General features: G+C 39.1%; 17 protein-coding genes and 1 pseudogene. 6 read left to right on the top strand and 12 right to left on the bottom strand.

Annotated elements, in window-relative coordinates; translation table 11 throughout:
- Nucleotides 1-11: 11 nt before the first annotated feature.
- Complete coding sequence (locus RQ763_RS00735; RefSeq protein WP_314150518.1) at nt 12-1235, top strand: dicarboxylate/amino acid:cation symporter; 1224 nt, start codon at nt 12-14, stop codon at nt 1233-1235.
- A gap of 29 nt (nt 1236-1264) precedes the next feature.
- Entirely contained in the window at nt 1265-1966 is a 702-nt protein-coding gene (locus RQ763_RS00730) for a tetratricopeptide repeat protein (protein ID WP_314150516.1), read from the top strand.
- 155 nt (nt 1967-2121) lie between these two features.
- Here the strand turns inward: RQ763_RS00730 and RQ763_RS00725 are convergent, their stop codons facing one another.
- The 11 genes from RQ763_RS00725 to RQ763_RS00675 form a co-directional block, all read right to left on the bottom strand.
- Nucleotides 2122-2811 carry a response regulator transcription factor gene (locus RQ763_RS00725; RefSeq protein ID WP_314150515.1) on the bottom strand — a complete coding sequence of 230 codons (690 nt, stop codon included), beginning with the start codon at nt 2809-2811 and terminating at the stop codon, nt 2122-2124.
- Nucleotides 2801-4327 (bottom strand): ATP-binding protein, encoded by a 1527-nt coding sequence (locus tag RQ763_RS00720; protein ID WP_314150514.1) that lies wholly within the window; start codon nt 4325-4327, stop codon nt 2801-2803. The genes RQ763_RS00725 and RQ763_RS00720 overlap by 11 nt, the downstream gene beginning before the upstream one ends.
- Complete coding sequence (gene cobA, locus RQ763_RS00715; protein ID WP_314150513.1) at nt 4320-5060, bottom strand: uroporphyrinogen-III C-methyltransferase; 741 nt, start codon at nt 5058-5060, stop codon at nt 4320-4322. The genes RQ763_RS00720 and cobA overlap by 8 nt, the downstream gene beginning before the upstream one ends.
- The gene (locus tag RQ763_RS00710) at nt 5060-6199 is read right to left on the bottom strand and encodes a cytochrome D1 domain-containing protein (protein ID WP_314150512.1); all 1140 of its coding nucleotides are present in this window, start codon (nt 6197-6199) and stop codon (nt 5060-5062) included. The genes cobA and RQ763_RS00710 overlap by 1 nt, the downstream gene beginning before the upstream one ends.
- Nucleotides 6199-7320: a radical SAM/SPASM domain-containing protein gene (locus RQ763_RS00705; protein WP_314150511.1), complete on the bottom strand. Its 1122-nt coding sequence runs from the start codon at nt 7318-7320 to the stop codon at nt 6199-6201. The genes RQ763_RS00710 and RQ763_RS00705 overlap by 1 nt, the downstream gene beginning before the upstream one ends.
- Nucleotides 7321-7626 carry a cytochrome c gene (locus RQ763_RS00700; RefSeq protein WP_314150510.1) on the bottom strand — a complete coding sequence of 102 codons (306 nt, stop codon included), beginning with the start codon at nt 7624-7626 and terminating at the stop codon, nt 7321-7323.
- A gap of 198 nt (nt 7627-7824) precedes the next feature.
- Entirely contained in the window at nt 7825-9468 is a 1644-nt protein-coding gene (locus RQ763_RS00695) for a cytochrome D1 domain-containing protein (protein WP_314150509.1), read from the bottom strand.
- Nucleotides 9469-9533: 65 nt separating this feature from the next.
- The gene (locus tag RQ763_RS00690) at nt 9534-9686 is read right to left on the bottom strand and encodes a hypothetical protein (RefSeq protein WP_314150507.1); all 153 of its coding nucleotides are present in this window, start codon (nt 9684-9686) and stop codon (nt 9534-9536) included.
- A gap of 10 nt (nt 9687-9696) precedes the next feature.
- Nucleotides 9697-11121: a cbb3-type cytochrome c oxidase subunit I gene (locus RQ763_RS00685; RefSeq protein ID WP_314150505.1), complete on the bottom strand. Its 1425-nt coding sequence runs from the start codon at nt 11119-11121 to the stop codon at nt 9697-9699.
- The gene (locus RQ763_RS00680; RefSeq protein WP_314150504.1) at nt 11111-11764 is read right to left on the bottom strand and encodes a cytochrome c; all 654 of its coding nucleotides are present in this window, start codon (nt 11762-11764) and stop codon (nt 11111-11113) included. Before RQ763_RS00680 ends, RQ763_RS00685 begins: the two co-directional genes overlap by 11 nt.
- A 37-nt stretch (nt 11765-11801) precedes the next feature.
- Nucleotides 11802-12128, bottom strand: a complete 327-nt coding sequence (locus RQ763_RS00675; protein ID WP_314150503.1) for a hypothetical protein — start codon at nt 12126-12128, stop codon at nt 11802-11804.
- Nucleotides 12129-12330: 202 nt separating this feature from the next.
- Between RQ763_RS00675 and RQ763_RS00670 the strand changes: the two genes are divergently transcribed.
- The 4 genes from RQ763_RS00670 (at nt 12331) to RQ763_RS00655 (ending at nt 15305) form a co-directional block, all read left to right on the top strand.
- Nucleotides 12331-12525 (top strand): hypothetical protein, encoded by a 195-nt coding sequence (locus tag RQ763_RS00670; RefSeq protein ID WP_314150501.1) that lies wholly within the window; start codon nt 12331-12333, stop codon nt 12523-12525.
- A gap of 113 nt (nt 12526-12638) precedes the next feature.
- Complete coding sequence (locus tag RQ763_RS00665) at nt 12639-13016, top strand: hypothetical protein (RefSeq protein WP_314150500.1); 378 nt, start codon at nt 12639-12641, stop codon at nt 13014-13016.
- Between the two features lie 176 nt (nt 13017-13192).
- Nucleotides 13193-14089, top strand: a complete 897-nt coding sequence (locus RQ763_RS00660) for a glycosyl transferase (RefSeq protein WP_314150499.1) — start codon at nt 13193-13195, stop codon at nt 14087-14089.
- The gene (locus tag RQ763_RS00655) at nt 14070-15305 is read left to right on the top strand and encodes an MFS transporter (RefSeq protein WP_314150497.1); all 1236 of its coding nucleotides are present in this window, start codon (nt 14070-14072) and stop codon (nt 15303-15305) included. Before RQ763_RS00660 ends, RQ763_RS00655 begins: the two co-directional genes overlap by 20 nt.
- A gap of 12 nt (nt 15306-15317) precedes the next feature.
- On the opposite strand, the pseudogene RQ763_RS00650 reads toward RQ763_RS00655, so the two are convergent.
- A pseudogene (locus tag RQ763_RS00650) lies at nt 15318-15557 on the bottom strand (hypothetical protein); the annotation flags it as partial.

Raw genomic sequence — 15557 nt, 5'->3', positions numbered from 1 at the left:
TTTTTGAGCAGATGATAGAAAAAATAAAAAAGTACTCCACAACAAATAGATTGGTTCTCTTAGGCATAGTGCTTGGGGTTCTTTTTGGGGTTTTTCTGCCTCAACTGGCGTTAAAACAGCAGGTAATAGGTCAGATTTTTATAAGTTTTTTAAAGATGCTCGTAGTCCCTCTTGTCTTCTCAAGTATCTATGTTTCAATCGTGGGGCTTGGTAGCTTGCACACGCTCAAGAGCATCGGACTTAGAACTATCGCGCTCTATATTTTCACAACGGCACTGGCGGTTTTTACGGCTATTTTGGCGATGAATATGATTCCAATCGGAGAAGCGGTATCTGCTCATGGACTTGAGTATGCAAAGGCTTCTGAAGTAGCACCTCTCTCTTTTGGCTCTATGATTCTAAGTTTTATCCCGACAAATATATTTCATGCCCTAAGTAACGGCTCTATGATGCAGATTATTGTTTTTTCCGCTCTCTTTGGCGTAGCTTCGCTGCATTTAAAAGAGGAGAGAAAGCAGCTGGTGTTGGATTTTTTTACGGCAGTTACAAATGCAATACTTATAATGGCGGAGTGGGTTATTAAGCTAACGCCAATAGGCGTCTTTAGCCTAATATCGTATGTTATAGCCGAACAGGGAGCCCAGGTAATAATTGGTCTTTGGAAGTATGTGTTGATGGTTCTCTCTGTTTTGCTAATCCATCTTTTTATAACTCTGCCTGCAGTTTTGGCTTTTTTTGGACGCATAAACCCATTTAGATATCTCAGCAACGTACGCGAAGCGTCGATTATGGCTTTTTCTACCGCATCAAGTACGGCAACTCTGCCTGTATCGATGCGCGTTGTAGAGGAGGTCGGAGGCGTTGATAAGAAAAACGCCTCTTTCGTGCTGCCTTTGGGTGCTACCGTCTCCATGGACGGAACTGCCGCATACCTAACAGTAGCAGTGCTTTATATATCCCATCTAGCAGGAGTTGATCTAAGTTTTGCAGATCAGCTTTGGCTTGGAGTAACCGTTGTTGCACTTAGTGTCGGGGTTGCAGCGCTCCCGAGCGCATCGCTTGTTATGATGGTCGTAATTTTAAATCAGCTTAATTTGTCTGTTGAGTATATTGCTTTGATAGTGGCCGTTGACAGGATTTTGGATATGGCTAGAACATCCATAAATGTTACATCCGATCTTGTTGTTGTAAAAATTGTAGATCAGTTGCAAAAGATTAAAAAGCCGAGTGTATAATAGCGTATTGAAATAAGAAGGATAGGGAAATGTTTAAATTTATAGTTGTTGGATTTTTGTTGTTTTTAAATCTGCATGCTGATAACCAAGCTGCTTTGGGGGCTTTTAAAAAGGGTGATTACAACGGAGCTTTTGAGCTTTATGAGAAAAATGCAAAGAGTGGAGATGCGGTAGCACAGAGTGCGCTTAGTTATCTATACGCAAATGGCTTAGGCACAAAAAAAGATATGCAAAAATCAATAGAGTGGCTTGAGAGATCTGCAAACAGCGGCAACGCAAATGCGCAGTATGATTTGGGAATGTTTTATCTGCGAGGCGATAACGTAGAGCAGGACAGCAAAAGAGCATTTGAGCTTCTTAGCAAAGCTTCAGAGCAAAAAAGTGCCAATGCCCAGTATGATTTAGCGCTTATGTACTACAGAGGCGAAGGCGTTGATGCAAACGTTACAAAATCAGCAGAGCTCTTAGAGAGTGCAGCAGCTTCAGGGCATAAGATAGCCGAGCAAAATATAGGACGTATTTATATGCAGCTTTTAAAGTTTGATGAAGCGTCTAAGTGGCTTGAAAAAAATGCGGCAGAGGGCGATGAGGCGGCTTACTATCTTCTAGCAGAGATATACTGCAACCAAGAGAAGTTCTTAAAAGCCAGAGAGTGGGCACAAAAGGCGATAGATGCCGGAAACGAAGAGGCAAAAGAGTTATATAAAAAATATGAGCTGCATAAATATTAAAATTGACCTTATACACTTTTCATAAAAGTGTGTAAAATACCTTGTAGTTCTCGAAAAACTTTTTTTTCGTAGCTTTAGGGGGTTGTAGGGACATCTGTCCCTGCCATTGAAACGGACATGTTCGTTCCAGTGCGCAACATAAATTTTTAAAACTCTTAAATAGGAATGATTTTATATCCAAGCCCATATATGTTGTGAATTAACTCCTCGGGCAGTTTTGTTCTAATACGCTTCATAAGAGATGTTATGGCATGTGAAGAGAACTCTTTATTCTCTTTCTCTTCATGAAGGGTCTCGAATATCTCTTGGGCAGAGAAACAGCGGTTTGGTTCTGAGAAGAGAAGCCTCAAGAGAAGACTCTCCATCTTTCTAAGTTTTATCTCTTTAGCGTTTTTCCACAGAGTACCTGTGTCGTAATCCCAATATATGGTCTCGTTTACATAGACGCGGTGAGAAGTTTTTCTTATAAGCTCAACCGTGTCAAAGAGCATTTTTTTAAGAGTATCTGTTTTTATAGGTTTAATAAGATACGCTTCAAGATGAAGTTTTACTGCTTGGAGCAGTTTTTCTTGATCAGAGTGAGCGCTTATGACTATTATTTTCGTCTCTTTGTCATCTTCTCTTATTTTTGCAATCATCTCCAAGCCGTCAAGGTTTGGCATGTTTATATCGGTTAAAATAATATCTGGACTTTTTTGCTTATATATATCATACGCCTCATTTCCGCACGATGCCGTATAGACTCTGTTGAAGAATAGTTGTAGATACTCAGATAAAGTCTCACGCAACTCCGTCTCATCTTCTGCCAGTAAAATAGATATATCTTTGATTTTTTCAGCTTTCATTTTTTATCTTTATGGTGAATTCTGCTCCAACTTTTTCGTGTTTTGGAGAGTAGATATTTTTTGCACCGAGCACACCGCTCATGTTCTCTTCTACAATCATCTTTGCGATATGCAAACCCAGTCCGGTGCCTATTGATTTGTGTTTTGTAGTAAAGTAGGGATCAAATATTTTACTTAGGTTTTTTTCATCAACTCCTCCGCAATTATCTCTGATAGAGAGTACAATATAGCCATTCTCATCATAGAGCGAGATACTTACAGCAGGATTCCTAACCTCTCTGATAGTAATTAAATCATTAATATTTGATAAAATGGAGACGACTACCTGTATAAACTCATTCATTAGTCCGTAAATCTTATATTTGCTACGCAACAGCAGGTCTAGATGTATATCTCGCTCATTTGACTTAAGGTTTACGATATCAATCGCCTTCTCTACCGCTTCACTTACGTTAAAGTAAGCCTTTTCCCTATCCGGAGTATAGTAGCTCATAAAATCCTCTATGGTCTCAGACATATAGATTACTCTCTTCTCCATCTTCTCTAGCTTCTCTGCAATCTCATCCTTGCTTAGCATATCCGCTCTATTTTTCTCTTTTAGGATTGCCAGTGATGTATTTATGATTGCCAAAGGCTGGCGCCACTGATGAGCAATGTTGCCTATCATCTCTCCAATTTCTGCTCTTTTTGACTGCTCTGAGAGCATCAGGTTTCTCTCTCTTAGAGATTGCTCTTTTCTCTTTAGCTCATCTATGGTGTCGATGAGTTCTTGATTGTATTTTTCCTCTATATAGAGCCCGCAGTCGAGATTTTTCATGTCTTCTATCAATTGAGGAATATATTTTTTCTCTATAATTGAGCCGTGCTGAGGAGCTATCATCTCAATGTCAAGCCTCTCAATTTTGCTAAGTGAGTAGTTAAATATATCCTTGCTAGGCATATACTCCTCATGAAATCGCTTGGCTTTAAAAAAATAGCTCTCATCTGCATAAAAATCCCAAGACTCCTCGATTCCCCCAAATATGTCGCCTGAGAAAAGAGTTTTTGAAACAGGCTCGTAGCTGACAAATGCTCCGGGAGAGTGGCAGTATGGAGTGGTCAAAAATTCAAGCTTGAACCCGCTGGAGGTAAGGAGCTGATACTCATTTTTATCAATCTCGTAATAGCTTGAAGTAACAAGATAGTGCTTTATCAGAAGAGACATTCTGGAGTGCGTTACTATCTGGAGGTCAGCTCTGTTTATAAGCTTCTCAATCTCTGGCACCGCTGCAGCAAGATCCGGATCTTGATGATGAAGAACAATATATTTTATGGAACTCATCTCCATAACGGTTTTTACTTTTCTAACCGTCTCGCTAAACTCAAGCATTGAGCCGGGATCGATTAGAATTGACTCATTGCCGTTTTTGATGAGGTATGGGTGACATTGAAAGGGGTCGTTTTTTAGATGCATGCCGACCCAGTAGATATTTGGTGCGATTAAAACCGCTTGGGAGGTGTTTGGGAGCTTAGACATTTCCCTCAAACCAATCTAACTGTTTTCTAAGTTCAACGACTTTTCCAACAACAATAAGCGCCGGCGTAGGGAGATCTTTTGTTTTCTCTACGATATTTTTGAGCGTGCCTACAACAACAATCTGATCTTTGGTTGTTCCTTTGGATATAACGGCACATGGATAATCCTCAGATTTTCCGATTTGAATAAGTTTTCTAGATATTTTAGGAAGATTGTGAAGACCCATCAAAAAGACGATAGTATCATCTGTTTTAAAAGTCTCCCATGGGATCTGGGACTCTTTTTTATTAGGGGACTCATGCCCGGTTACAACTCTAAAGCTAACAGCAACGCCGCGATGTGTAACAGGAATACCAGCATATGCCGGAGCGCTGATTGAAGATGTAATACCCGGAATCACTTCAAATTTAATGCCTCTTTCATGCAGATAAAGCGCCTCTTCTCCGCCGCGTCCAAAAACAAACGGATCTCCGCCTTTGAGACGAACCACATTCTCATATTTGAGTGAATTTTGATAGATTACTTCGTTAATGTCATCTTGAGGCATGATATGTCTGCCATCCTCTTTTCCAACATAGACAAATTCACAACCGCTTTTCGCCTCTTTTAAAATATCAGGGTTTGCCAAACGGTCATAAATAACCACATCTGCCTCTTTGATAACCCTAAGCGCTTTTAGAGTCAATAGCTCAATATCTCCCGGTCCTGCACCGGTTAAGTAGACTTTCCCCATTATTTTCTTTCCTCTCCGTAAATAAATATACCCGACGGTTTTTTGATGTTGAACATCTCTTGAACGAGCTCCCATCTTTTTGTGTTAATAACGGCAATTTTGTTTGTATCGTTTACGGATATATAGAGATTTGGTCTAAGGTTGGACCATCTCACATGCAGCACTTTTCCGTCAAACTCAAATCTTTTTATAACCTCTAGAGTTTTTGTGTCTATGATCTGAACAACAGGAAATTTATCACCGCTAAACGTTACTGCCATATATTTTTGATCAGGACTAAGAGTAGTAAAGACCGGAAGTCCCTCTGTTTCGATATTTTTTACAAATTTAAAATCAGGAGTGTAAACAAGAACCTTATTGTTGCCGACTGCCGGTATAAAAACATGTCCGTCACTTATGCTCCAGAATCCAAAGTGCGGAACTTTAAGTACCGGTTTTCTGTCTTCAAGTAAAATATCGATTTTTGAGTATGTCATTGTGTCGAGATCAACGACGCCAAAAAAGTCACTTTTAAAAAATCCGGTAATAAAATGGTTATTTTTTATCATAGCGTCAAATGGCATTACACCGACATCTTCGAACTCTTTGTATATCTCAAAGTCAGGTAGCCCTTTGCCCTCATTTTTATCTTTTAATACTGTGATTTTGTCATTATCCATCTGAGAGAAAACCAAGTAGTTCTTATACTGTTTAATCCCGACATTTTTTGAACCGGTTTCAAACGACTTAATAGGGTTTAAATCTCTATCTAAAATATCAACACTCTTTTTTGCGTAGTTTGCAACAGCGATATAGTTCTTAGTTACAGTAAAGCCGATTGCGCTATCGCTTGTTTTAAACTCTTTGAGAATCTTCTCTTGAACTGGGTCAAATTTTATAATATAACCGTCACGGGAGATAACATATCCATCGTTGTCGTAAAATTTTACGACGCCGTGATTCATATCGTGCATCCCCTCCATATGGTTTCTCGTTAGCCCTAGCTCGATAACTGCAAGCGAGCTGCTCTCTCTCTCAACAACAAAAAGTTTATCATTTCCTCTTAACTCTGCGAGTATCGGGTTTAACCCTTTAGCTTGAACGTTTATAAACATTGCCGCCAGAAGGGAGATGCCTACTACTGTTTTACTTATTTTCATTAATCTTTCCTTCTCTCTTGCTCACTTAGGTAGCATGATGGATCTTCGCTCCATAAATCACCGGTGATCGCGTAAGCTCTTGATCTAGAGCCGCCGTTACAAATATCTATCTGCTCACACTCTGCGCAGATGCCGCTTATCTGACGTCTAGGATGAATCCTTAACTGATCCAGCAGTTCGCCGCTTTGCCAAATTTCACCGAAATCCTGCTTTGTTATATTTCCTACCGTTAGAGGGAAGAACGGGTCAGGTCTTACGTCGCCTTCGCTGTTTATGTTTAAGAGTTTGCGTCCTGCGCTATTGCCACCCCAAGAGACAAGACGCTCTCTCATCGTCTCTTTAAGGTGAGGATATTTTTGGGCAAATCTATTTAAAAATAGGATTGCATCCTGCTCCATATTTCCTGTTACTATCTCTATATCTCTGCCTGTTTCGTAGTACTCAAAAGCTTTATCAAGTATAAACTCCACAGCCTCTCTTCTCTGCTCTTTAGATAGATCCATTTTAAGGTTATCAAGCCCACGCCCTGAGTAGACGAGATGAGATATGTAGATTTTTGGAATATTCTCTTTTTCTGCAAGGTCAAAAATATACTCTAGAGAGTTAATGGTATCTTTTGTCATTGTAAAGCGTATACCTACTTTAGCTCCTGTTGCATTTGCAAGTTGCACAGCCTTAAGAGTCTCTTTAAATGCACCCTTGAGCCCTCTGAAATAGTCATGCGTAGGCTCATCACCGTCTATGCTCACGCCGACATAGTTGAACGTACTTACTATACGCTGTATATTTCCTTTTGTGAAGTAGAGACCGTTGCTTGAGAGGTAGGTAATAATGCCGTTTTCTTTGCAAAAATCGGCAATCTCAAAGAGATCTTTTCTTGTGAGTGGCTCTCCTCCTGAGAATATGATAAACTTGACTCCGTTTGCTTTCATCTCTAAAATAGTTTTTTTAATCTGCTCAGTTGTTAGTGTATCTACTTCATCAAGCGTTGATTTTGAGTAGCAGTGAAGACATGAGAGGTTACAGCGGTTTGTGAAGTTCCATATCGCGATAGAACCATCCAGTACCCTCTCAGGCTTATCCTCAACGACTGAAGATATGAGGTTTGATAATCTAAACATTTATTTACCTTTGTATGAGAGAACATATTTTGCAATAGCTTCTCTCTCTTTGTCTGTTAGCTTTAATTTTGTCATGACCGTGCGTTTATATCCAAACGCTTTGTACATTGACTCAGGATCTAAAATATAGGCTTGTATCTCCTCATAAGAGCGCTTGGAAGCAATCTCTGTAAAGGATGGACCAAACGCTTCAGAAATCTGATGATGACATCCCCAGCAGTATGTCTCAAACACACTCTTTCCATCTGCTTCGTTTGCGGATAAAAGAGAAGTTAAAGCGAGTGAAATTAGTATACTTTTTTTCATAATTATCTCTTTACCTTTATATATTATTCTAGCCAAATCAAGCTTGAATTTTGGCTTATAATTGTCAAAACTATATATTTTATGCGGTGCTGTAAAGTTTGGAAGCTTTAAATACTTTTGTGATTTGTAAATGTATTAGTTAAAAAATTTGATTGTTTTGCAGAAAATTTTCTCTCCGCAAGGGAGAGAAGGTGTAAATTATGCACCTGGAATAGTTTGTCTGTGCTCGATTGAGTAAGTAAACGTAGGAGTTGTTAAACCAGTGATGTATTTAACAAACTTACCTGTTTTAGCTTCATAGATACCGATACGACCAGCATTCCACTCAGAAATCATAGTCCAGTAACCGTGGTTAGCAGGCTCAGCGTGTAAGATTCTAGGTGTAATAGCATTACCTTTTGCATCTTTAACTGTTGGAACATCCCAAGAGTAAAGAGTTTTATGAGTTACAGGGTCTGTAACAGTACCTTTGCTTGTACCAACAGCGATAATTCTGTCAACTTCAAGAGTCTGCTTATTGATCAAGTGAACTTTGTTCCAGTTCTCTTCACCGCCAAGTACATTGTCAGCCCAAAGGAACGGAGTGTGCTCAGATGTACCGATAAATAGTCCACCGCCGCCGATTGGAATCTGACGAATAACATCAAAGTTGCTGTCCCAGATAGTAACTTGACCTAAGTTCATGTTAACAGTAGCACCAAGTTGCTCTCCTAAACCTTCATTAAACCAAGAAGAACCTTGACCTGGGTGTGGCTTAGATGCAGGACCTGTGTAGATTTTTGTTACTAATGACTTAGTTTTAAAGTCTACAACACCGACAACGTCACTTCCTTGAGAAGCGATAAATAGGTAACGACCAATCTCTTTACCTTCATTTAAGAAACCATCATGAAGAATATCACCAATGTTTGGAATATCTCCAACGATTGGGAAAGTTGGCTTAGAGTAATCTACGATATAAACGTGACCACCGTCTTTTAGTGCAAATGCAAAATAAGGACCGTATGGAGTGTCAAAGATACCAGCTACACGAGATGAATCGATGTCACCGTTTGGCTTAATAACACTTGAAGTAGGATAAACTTTTAACGGCTCAAGAGTCATAGCATCCATAAGTATCGCACCGCCTGGAACGTAGTTACCAGCCATTAGGTATTTACCATCTGGAGAAACTGCAAGACCACGAGAGTCAGAACCAACTTGACACTCAGCAATTTTTTGCTGACCAGGAGTATTAAGGTCGAACATTGTTACTAAACCTGAACGAGAGATTGAGTAAGCATAACGAGGCTGACGCTTGTTTGTAACTGTTACGTGAACAGCAAAACCTGCAGGGTGCTTAGATAAAACTTTACCGTTTGTACCATCAACGAAAGCAACACGCTCAGCATCACGCTCAGTTACGAAACAGATGTCCGTGTTTTTCTTAACATCAACAGCGTTTGGATACTCTGTGAAGAATTTCATTCTGTCGTTTAACGGCTTCCATCCCTCTTTTACAGTCTCAATAGCAAGCTGCTTAATTTTTCTACCTTTGAAGTGCTGGATATAATCAACCATAGCATCAGCATCATCTTTAGTAAACTTCTCTTTAAACTGAGGCATTGCAGTGCCGGCACGACCGTTTAAGATAGTTTCAGCTAACTCATAAGCATTTTTCTTAGCAGTTACTGCAGGACGTAAATCAGAACCAACACCACCCTCTAGGTTAGGACCGTGACAACCCTGACACTCTTTTTCAAAAACATTTTCTACGTCCATCTTGCTAGCCGCTTGGACAACCATACCCGAACCCACTACTGCCATTGCAGCAACTGACATAACTAATTTATCTAATCTCATTTTATTTCTCCTTCTAAAATAGACGAATATGCGGGCCCGAAGGCCCTGCACGACTAATTGTTAAATTAACCCTCTTGCTCTAAACGAGCTTTCTCTTGCTTGTAAATCCAAAACATTGGAAGTACGATAACAGTATGTAAAAAAAGTGTAAGAGTCAAAGGACCTTGGTTTAACCAACCAAAGAAACTTGGAACTACATCTACAAATGGTTCAAACATAACTTTCTCCTTAACGTTTGTGATGAGTAGCTTTGCCGATACTCAATAAATCTGCAACTAGAACAAAGAAACCTATAAATGTAACAACACCCATAATAAGTCTCCAATCCATACCTTGCATAAACCATATACTTGCTTGACCTGAAAAATAACCTTCCCACGTAGCACCCCATTGTGCACGAGAGACAAGAACTTGAACATATCCAGAAAGTGTAAGGGCAGCAGTCATACCAAGAACACCACCGAAAATCATACTAGTTGCCCAGATTGATTTCTTTGTTGCATTCATTATTTTTATACCGTTTTTACCTTGAACTGCAAGGTAGAACATACCGATAAGAAGTGTTGCATAAGCTCCAAAGAACGCTAAGTGTCCGTGTGCCGATGTAAACTGTGTACCGTGTGTATAAAGGTTGACTTGTGGAAATGTGTGGAAGAATCCCCAAACACCAGCACCTAAGAAGTTACCGATTGCATTAAGAACAAACCAAGTAAACGCCGGTTTATTAGCAATAACAGAAGCTTCTTGACCTTTTGCACTCTCTTCACCTTGCATTTTTCCCCAGTCATAAAGAACGTGGATAAACATAGCAACAAGTGGCAGTGGCTCTAGTGCAGAGAAAAGCGCTCCAATTTCCCACCAGTATTCAGGTGTACCGATCCAGAAGTAGTGGTGACCCATACCAAGGATACCTGAACCAAATAGCATTGCTACTTCGATCCATAACCACATCTCAACAACTTTACGGTGTGCGCCAATCATAGTGATTAGACCATAAGCAGCAAGTGAACCAACGAAAACTTCCCATGTAGCTTCAACCCAAAGGTGAATAACCCACCACCACCAGAATTGATCAACAGATATATTGTCAGTATAACCCATACCTGCTAAGTAGATACCAGCGAATGCTAGCATGTCAGCCATAAGTACAGTAACGATACCTGAACGGTTACCTTTCATTCCTGTTGCATAAAGGTTATAGATAAAACCAAGAACAACAACAACGATACCGATATCAGCCCAACGAGGTGCTTCGATATACTCACGACCTTCATGTATCAACCAGAGGGATGTCTCATCCGCCGGTCCAACTTGAACTAGTAAGTAAACAAGAACAACAACAACGATAGCAGCAGCAAAAACCCAGAAAAGTAGTTTTCCTAAGCCAATACCTACAGTCTCGATACCTGTCTCATCTGGTAATAACCAATAAACTGAACCGATCATCGCAAATACCATCCATACAACAAGCGCATTGATGTGTATCATTCTAGCAACAGAGAAGTCCACGATTTCAAATAGGAATCCTGGCATTACATATTGTGTAGCAGCAACTAAACCAAAAAGTAGTTGTGCACCAAAAATAATTGCAGCAAAAGTAAAATACCATGTCGCTAATTGTTTTGATTCATATTTTAAATGACTATTTGCCATGTACTGCTCCTTCTATTTTTCCAAAGTTTCTTGGGAAACCATTTGTATCTATTGATGACATATGTTTTAAGAAAGCAACTAAACCCTTAGCCTCTTCAGGAGTAATACCAAGGTTTGGCATCATACGCGCATGAGTAGGATATTGAGATGGAAATTGTAAAAATTCCGCCATTGCTTCTTCTTTTGTATTTTTACCTGTCATAGCTTGCATTGGACCATTAGGACCCCATGCTGGATCTAACCAAGCTTTTGTTAGGTCTGGAGCATAGTATGCACCGTTTCCAAGAAGAGTATGACAGTTCATACAGTTTTTAGTTTGTGAGCCTAATTTACCTAGGTGAAGTAGCCCTGCAGCCTCTTCTTCTGAATAATCATCTCTTCCGAAAAACTTCTCTTTCTCGCCAATTACTGGAATTTCGTGGCCACGTTTTGTGTCCATTTCATAAGTAATTTTATAATTGATAACCGTAGGTCCTGGAACCCTCTTTGTTACGCCTTGTTGTAAATCTGCATCAGTACCTAACATTATTTGCGGTATCGTATCAAACGTTAACCAAATAAGAAGCATTGCTGCGAAACCTGTAACCCATCCTGCTGATCTCTGCCAGAAGCGATTGTCACTCCATACGGATTTTTTTGCCACTATACCCTCCTATAAATTATGGGTCAATATATATAAGTTAGTGTTCATTCTCTTCGTGAACACGGTCTTGCATGTAATAAACTGCATGTGGAAGTATTAATATTCCAAGAGCAGCAACAACTAAAGCCTTGGCCGTAAAATCATTTACATGCATATAGCTTCCCATGAGATACAAACAGTAAGCCGTTAATATCCAAAATAGGTAGCTAAAAGGCATAGCCCAATGTTTGAGCAGTTTGACTTTTACAGCTGTATATATACCAACATAGAATCCTCCAAATACTAAAACAAGAGTAGAAGCTACAAATAGAGGTAAGAATTCATCAACACCTATATCCTGTGTCATTAAGATTTCACCAATCATTTTGTCTCTCCTTCAATTACTAAATTTTTCAGAATCAAGGAGAAGTTTAGTCCTAATTAGTTTAAAATCTGTTGACATATATCAATTTTTCTATTAAATCTAAAATTTAAGATTGATTTTATTATTTCTGTAACAATCTGAAACATAGCACACTTTTTATTACTTTTTCTAATGTATATTTTGATTGTTTAAGTAGAACTACATGAAGTGGAGTAGAGATGAGAGAGTCATCGCAAATATAAGAGTTGTAGCGATTGAGATAATGCGTTTTTGTTTCTCTTGCAGATCATACTTTTTTTGTAAATACTCACCGAGCTTTATCCCGGGAAATACAGAAAATATTATCATAGGAACAGCCATAACAAAAACAAACACAATATCTGGAAGCATAATATAGTAACTCTTTTCTATTTTATTTTTAAGATTGTCATTATATCATTGATTAATTAATTTTTTTTAAATATAATTAAACTTATGCAAAATTCACCATTAAAGCTAAAAGGAAAAAAGATGAAAAAAATGTTCTCAATAGTTGCTGCATCTGTTGCAACTCTTATATTATCTGTGGGGTGCAGCGGCGGTTTAGAGATGGGTACAAAGGGTCCTGAATCGATTTCTGAAACAGCAATATTTGTAGGTCATCATAGCAATGAAGATGTGCTAGAGGCTATAAGAATTGCTGGTAAAAAAGAGGGGTGGCGTGTTACCGAGTATAAAAGCAACGCGGTAATAGTAGAAAAAAATATCGACGGTAAAACTGTTTCTTCAACGGTGGTATATCAAAATGAGCAGATTGCCGGTGATAATAAAAATGCCCCAATGGATCAGTTATTAAAACTTAGACACGCGATTGTAGACGAGTTAAAAAAAGAGGGCTTGGGTCACTAAGACCTGCTAACTATTACTCTTCACGGGCATCTTAGTCGTGCCCGTGGGAATCTTTTAAAATAGCTATATTTTCTCCTGTTAAATACCAAAAAATCAACTCTTCATTTAAATCTATTATCTCAATGTCAGCCAAATAACTATATCATGCTAAAAAATAAAAGCATAAAGAGATAATAATGGATTTTTTTAAATATATTCATGCAGTAGGAACTGGTGAAAAAGGAAATAGAGATTTAACTTTGCAAGAGGCAAAAGATATGATGGAGCAGGTTTTGAAAAGATCTGCTTATGATGAGCAGATCGCTGCTTTTTTACTTGGATGGAGACTAAAGCCTGAAACTACAGACGAGTTTAGAGGCGTTGTTGAGGCATGTGACGAGTTTATTCAAAAACGAGCAGTGCCAAACTCCATAGAGCTTGGTTATCCATTTGACGGGAAGGCAAACAACCCATTTATATTTCCTTTAGTCGCAAAGATTTTAGAGAGTTCAGGGCTAAATCTTGTTGTAGTAGGTGATGATTTGGCACCTGCAAAAAAAGGTATAACGCTCAAAGAGATAGCTACAAATATAGAACTAAACAATAATATACACTATTTTGATAGAGCTGATTTTTTTAAAGAGATGCATGATTTAACTCAGATGCGTATGAGACTAGGACTTCGCACGGGGCTAAATACCATAGAGAAGCTTCCAAATGTCGCATCTAGCGAGTATGCAATTACAGGTGTTTTTCATAAACCGTTTGTTAAAAAATATGTCGATACTTTTGGGCATAGATATAAAAGACTCGCACTTATTCAGGGTAATGAAGGGACGCCGGAGCTCTTTAGCAAAGGGCGCCTTTGGATTGCAGAGGATGGCAACGTAGAGGAGATTATAGTAGATCCTGAATATTACGGCATAAACTATACAAAATCTTGGGAGAAGATAACTCTTAGCGAATCTTTAGAGCAACTGAACAACCCCTCAGATGAGTTTTTAAAGTTGGCACGACTTAATGCGGCTGTTGTTCTCTTTGTGGCGCAAAAAGCTTCCACTATTGAAGAGGCTTATGAAATGCTCAATGGATAAATTCTCCAACCATGTAAAAAATATTTTACATGGATTCTTTTTGGCGATCGGAACCACAATTGCCGAACCTTCCACAATTTTGCCGCTTATCGTAAACTACTTCGGCGGCAGCTCCATGCTTGTGGGGTTTTTCGCGGCTCTTCTTCGCGGAGGAGCGATTGTAGTACAGCTTTTTGCAGCCTTTCATGCGCAGACATATAAGTTGATGATGCCCTATCTTCGCAGAATCTTTTTTATAAGATTTTTGTCATGGTTTCTCATCGGTATTGCAATTATCCTCTTTGGCGAAAACTATCCAAACCTAACTCTGGCTTCCATCGGCTTTGGACTCTTTATGTTCTCATTTAGCGCAGGTTTCGCAGCAATTTACTTTAGAGAGATAATGGCTAAGATTTTCTCTCATAAATTTCGCGGCAAAACGATGGCATATCGCCAGTTTTTCAGTGCTGTAGGCGGGCTTGTAAGCGGTGCGCTTGCTGCTTGGATTTTGGAATCATTTGAGCCGCCTCAGAGTTATGGCTATCTCTTTATAATAAGCTCTTTTATTATGGGTTTTGGGTATCTGGCATTTGCTTCGGTAGATGAGCCTGTAAAAGAGGAGGTCTCTAAAAAAGAGAGTACTTTTGGGAAATTTTTGCAAAACTCCTACGCAATTTTAAGGGCAGACAAAAACTTGCAAATCCAAGTCACTACTTTTCTTTTGGCTTACGGATACTTGATTGCTCTGCCGTTTATCATACTGGATGCGCAGCAAAAGATAGATCTTGACGGTATTGCGATAGGCTCTTTGATTACAACCCAGATGGTTGGCGCTATGCTGAGTAATTTTTTGTGGGGAACTCTTAGCGGACGCGGGCACAATGCACTGACCGCAAAAATCTCCATAATGCTTCAGATGGTTGCAATAGTTTTAGCAGCCAATGCTTCATCGCTCTATGAGTATATGTTTATCTTCTTTTTAGTCGGCGCTTCCATTGACGGTAACAGAATTGCATCGAGCAATCTTATACTAAAAATAGCGCCGGCGGAAAAAAGACCGGTTTACATAGCTCTTCAGATGAATATTGTCTCTTTGGGAATGTTTTTCTCAATTGCGGGCGGAGTTATTTTGCACTTTTTTAATTACGCAACTCTATATAGCAGCTCTTTTGTTGTGCTCTTTTTTGCTCTATATCTATCTTTTAAGATTAAGACATTAGAGCATGACGCTCTTTAAACGCAGAGAGATTTAGATTCCGAAAAAGCTTTTCAGGAATTCTCTCTCTTTTTGGTTTTCAATAAAGATTTTGGCAACTGTCTGGTTGTTCTCGCCTATGACTAAAACCTCGTTGTTATCAACTACGAGGTGCTCTTTGCCCCATTTTTTGTCAAGTTCGTCTACTCTATGAAAAAATTCTTTAGAACTTGGACTCTCCTTCTCTCCGTTACGTTTGTCGATAATAGTCAATCCGCCTACTTTTTTCTCTAC

This window comes from Sulfurimonas sp., from assembly GCF_032250635.1.
In the GTDB taxonomy this organism is placed as follows: domain Bacteria; phylum Campylobacterota; class Campylobacteria; order Campylobacterales; family Sulfurimonadaceae; genus Sulfurimonas.
This window is presented reverse-complemented; position numbering and strand designations above follow the sequence as displayed.

Bases quoted from the DNA above. Each gene is read 5' to 3' on its own strand.
- RQ763_RS00735 (WP_314150518.1), top strand. From the start codon at position 12: ATGATAGAAAAAATAAAAAAGTACTCCACAACAAATAGATTGGTTCTC.
- RQ763_RS00730 (WP_314150516.1), top strand. From the start codon at position 1,265: ATGTTTAAATTTATAGTTGTTGGATTTTTGTTGTTTTTAAATCTGCAT.
- RQ763_RS00725 (WP_314150515.1), bottom strand. From the start codon at position 2,811: ATGAAAGCTGAAAAAATCAAAGATATATCTATTTTACTGGCAGAAGAT.
- RQ763_RS00720 (WP_314150514.1), bottom strand. From the start codon at position 4,327: ATGTCTAAGCTCCCAAACACCTCCCAAGCGGTTTTAATCGCACCAAAT.
- cobA (WP_314150513.1), bottom strand. From the start codon at position 5,060: ATGGGGAAAGTCTACTTAACCGGTGCAGGACCGGGAGATATTGAGCTA.
- RQ763_RS00710 (WP_314150512.1), bottom strand. From the start codon at position 6,199: ATGAAAATAAGTAAAACAGTAGTAGGCATCTCCCTTCTGGCGGCAATG.
- RQ763_RS00705 (WP_314150511.1), bottom strand. From the start codon at position 7,320: ATGTTTAGATTATCAAACCTCATATCTTCAGTCGTTGAGGATAAGCCT.
- RQ763_RS00700 (WP_314150510.1), bottom strand. From the start codon at position 7,626: ATGAAAAAAAGTATACTAATTTCACTCGCTTTAACTTCTCTTTTATCC.
- RQ763_RS00695 (WP_314150509.1), bottom strand. From the start codon at position 9,468: ATGAGATTAGATAAATTAGTTATGTCAGTTGCTGCAATGGCAGTAGTG.
- RQ763_RS00690 (WP_314150507.1), bottom strand. From the start codon at position 9,686: ATGTTTGAACCATTTGTAGATGTAGTTCCAAGTTTCTTTGGTTGGTTA.
- RQ763_RS00685 (WP_314150505.1), bottom strand. From the start codon at position 11,121: ATGGCAAATAGTCATTTAAAATATGAATCAAAACAATTAGCGACATGG.
- RQ763_RS00675 (WP_314150503.1), bottom strand. From the start codon at position 12,128: ATGATTGGTGAAATCTTAATGACACAGGATATAGGTGTTGATGAATTC.
- RQ763_RS00670 (WP_314150501.1), top strand. From the start codon at position 12,331: ATGAAGTGGAGTAGAGATGAGAGAGTCATCGCAAATATAAGAGTTGTA.
- RQ763_RS00665 (WP_314150500.1), top strand. From the start codon at position 12,639: ATGAAAAAAATGTTCTCAATAGTTGCTGCATCTGTTGCAACTCTTATA.
- RQ763_RS00660 (WP_314150499.1), top strand. From the start codon at position 13,193: ATGGATTTTTTTAAATATATTCATGCAGTAGGAACTGGTGAAAAAGGA.
- RQ763_RS00655 (WP_314150497.1), top strand. From the start codon at position 14,070: ATGAAATGCTCAATGGATAAATTCTCCAACCATGTAAAAAATATTTTA.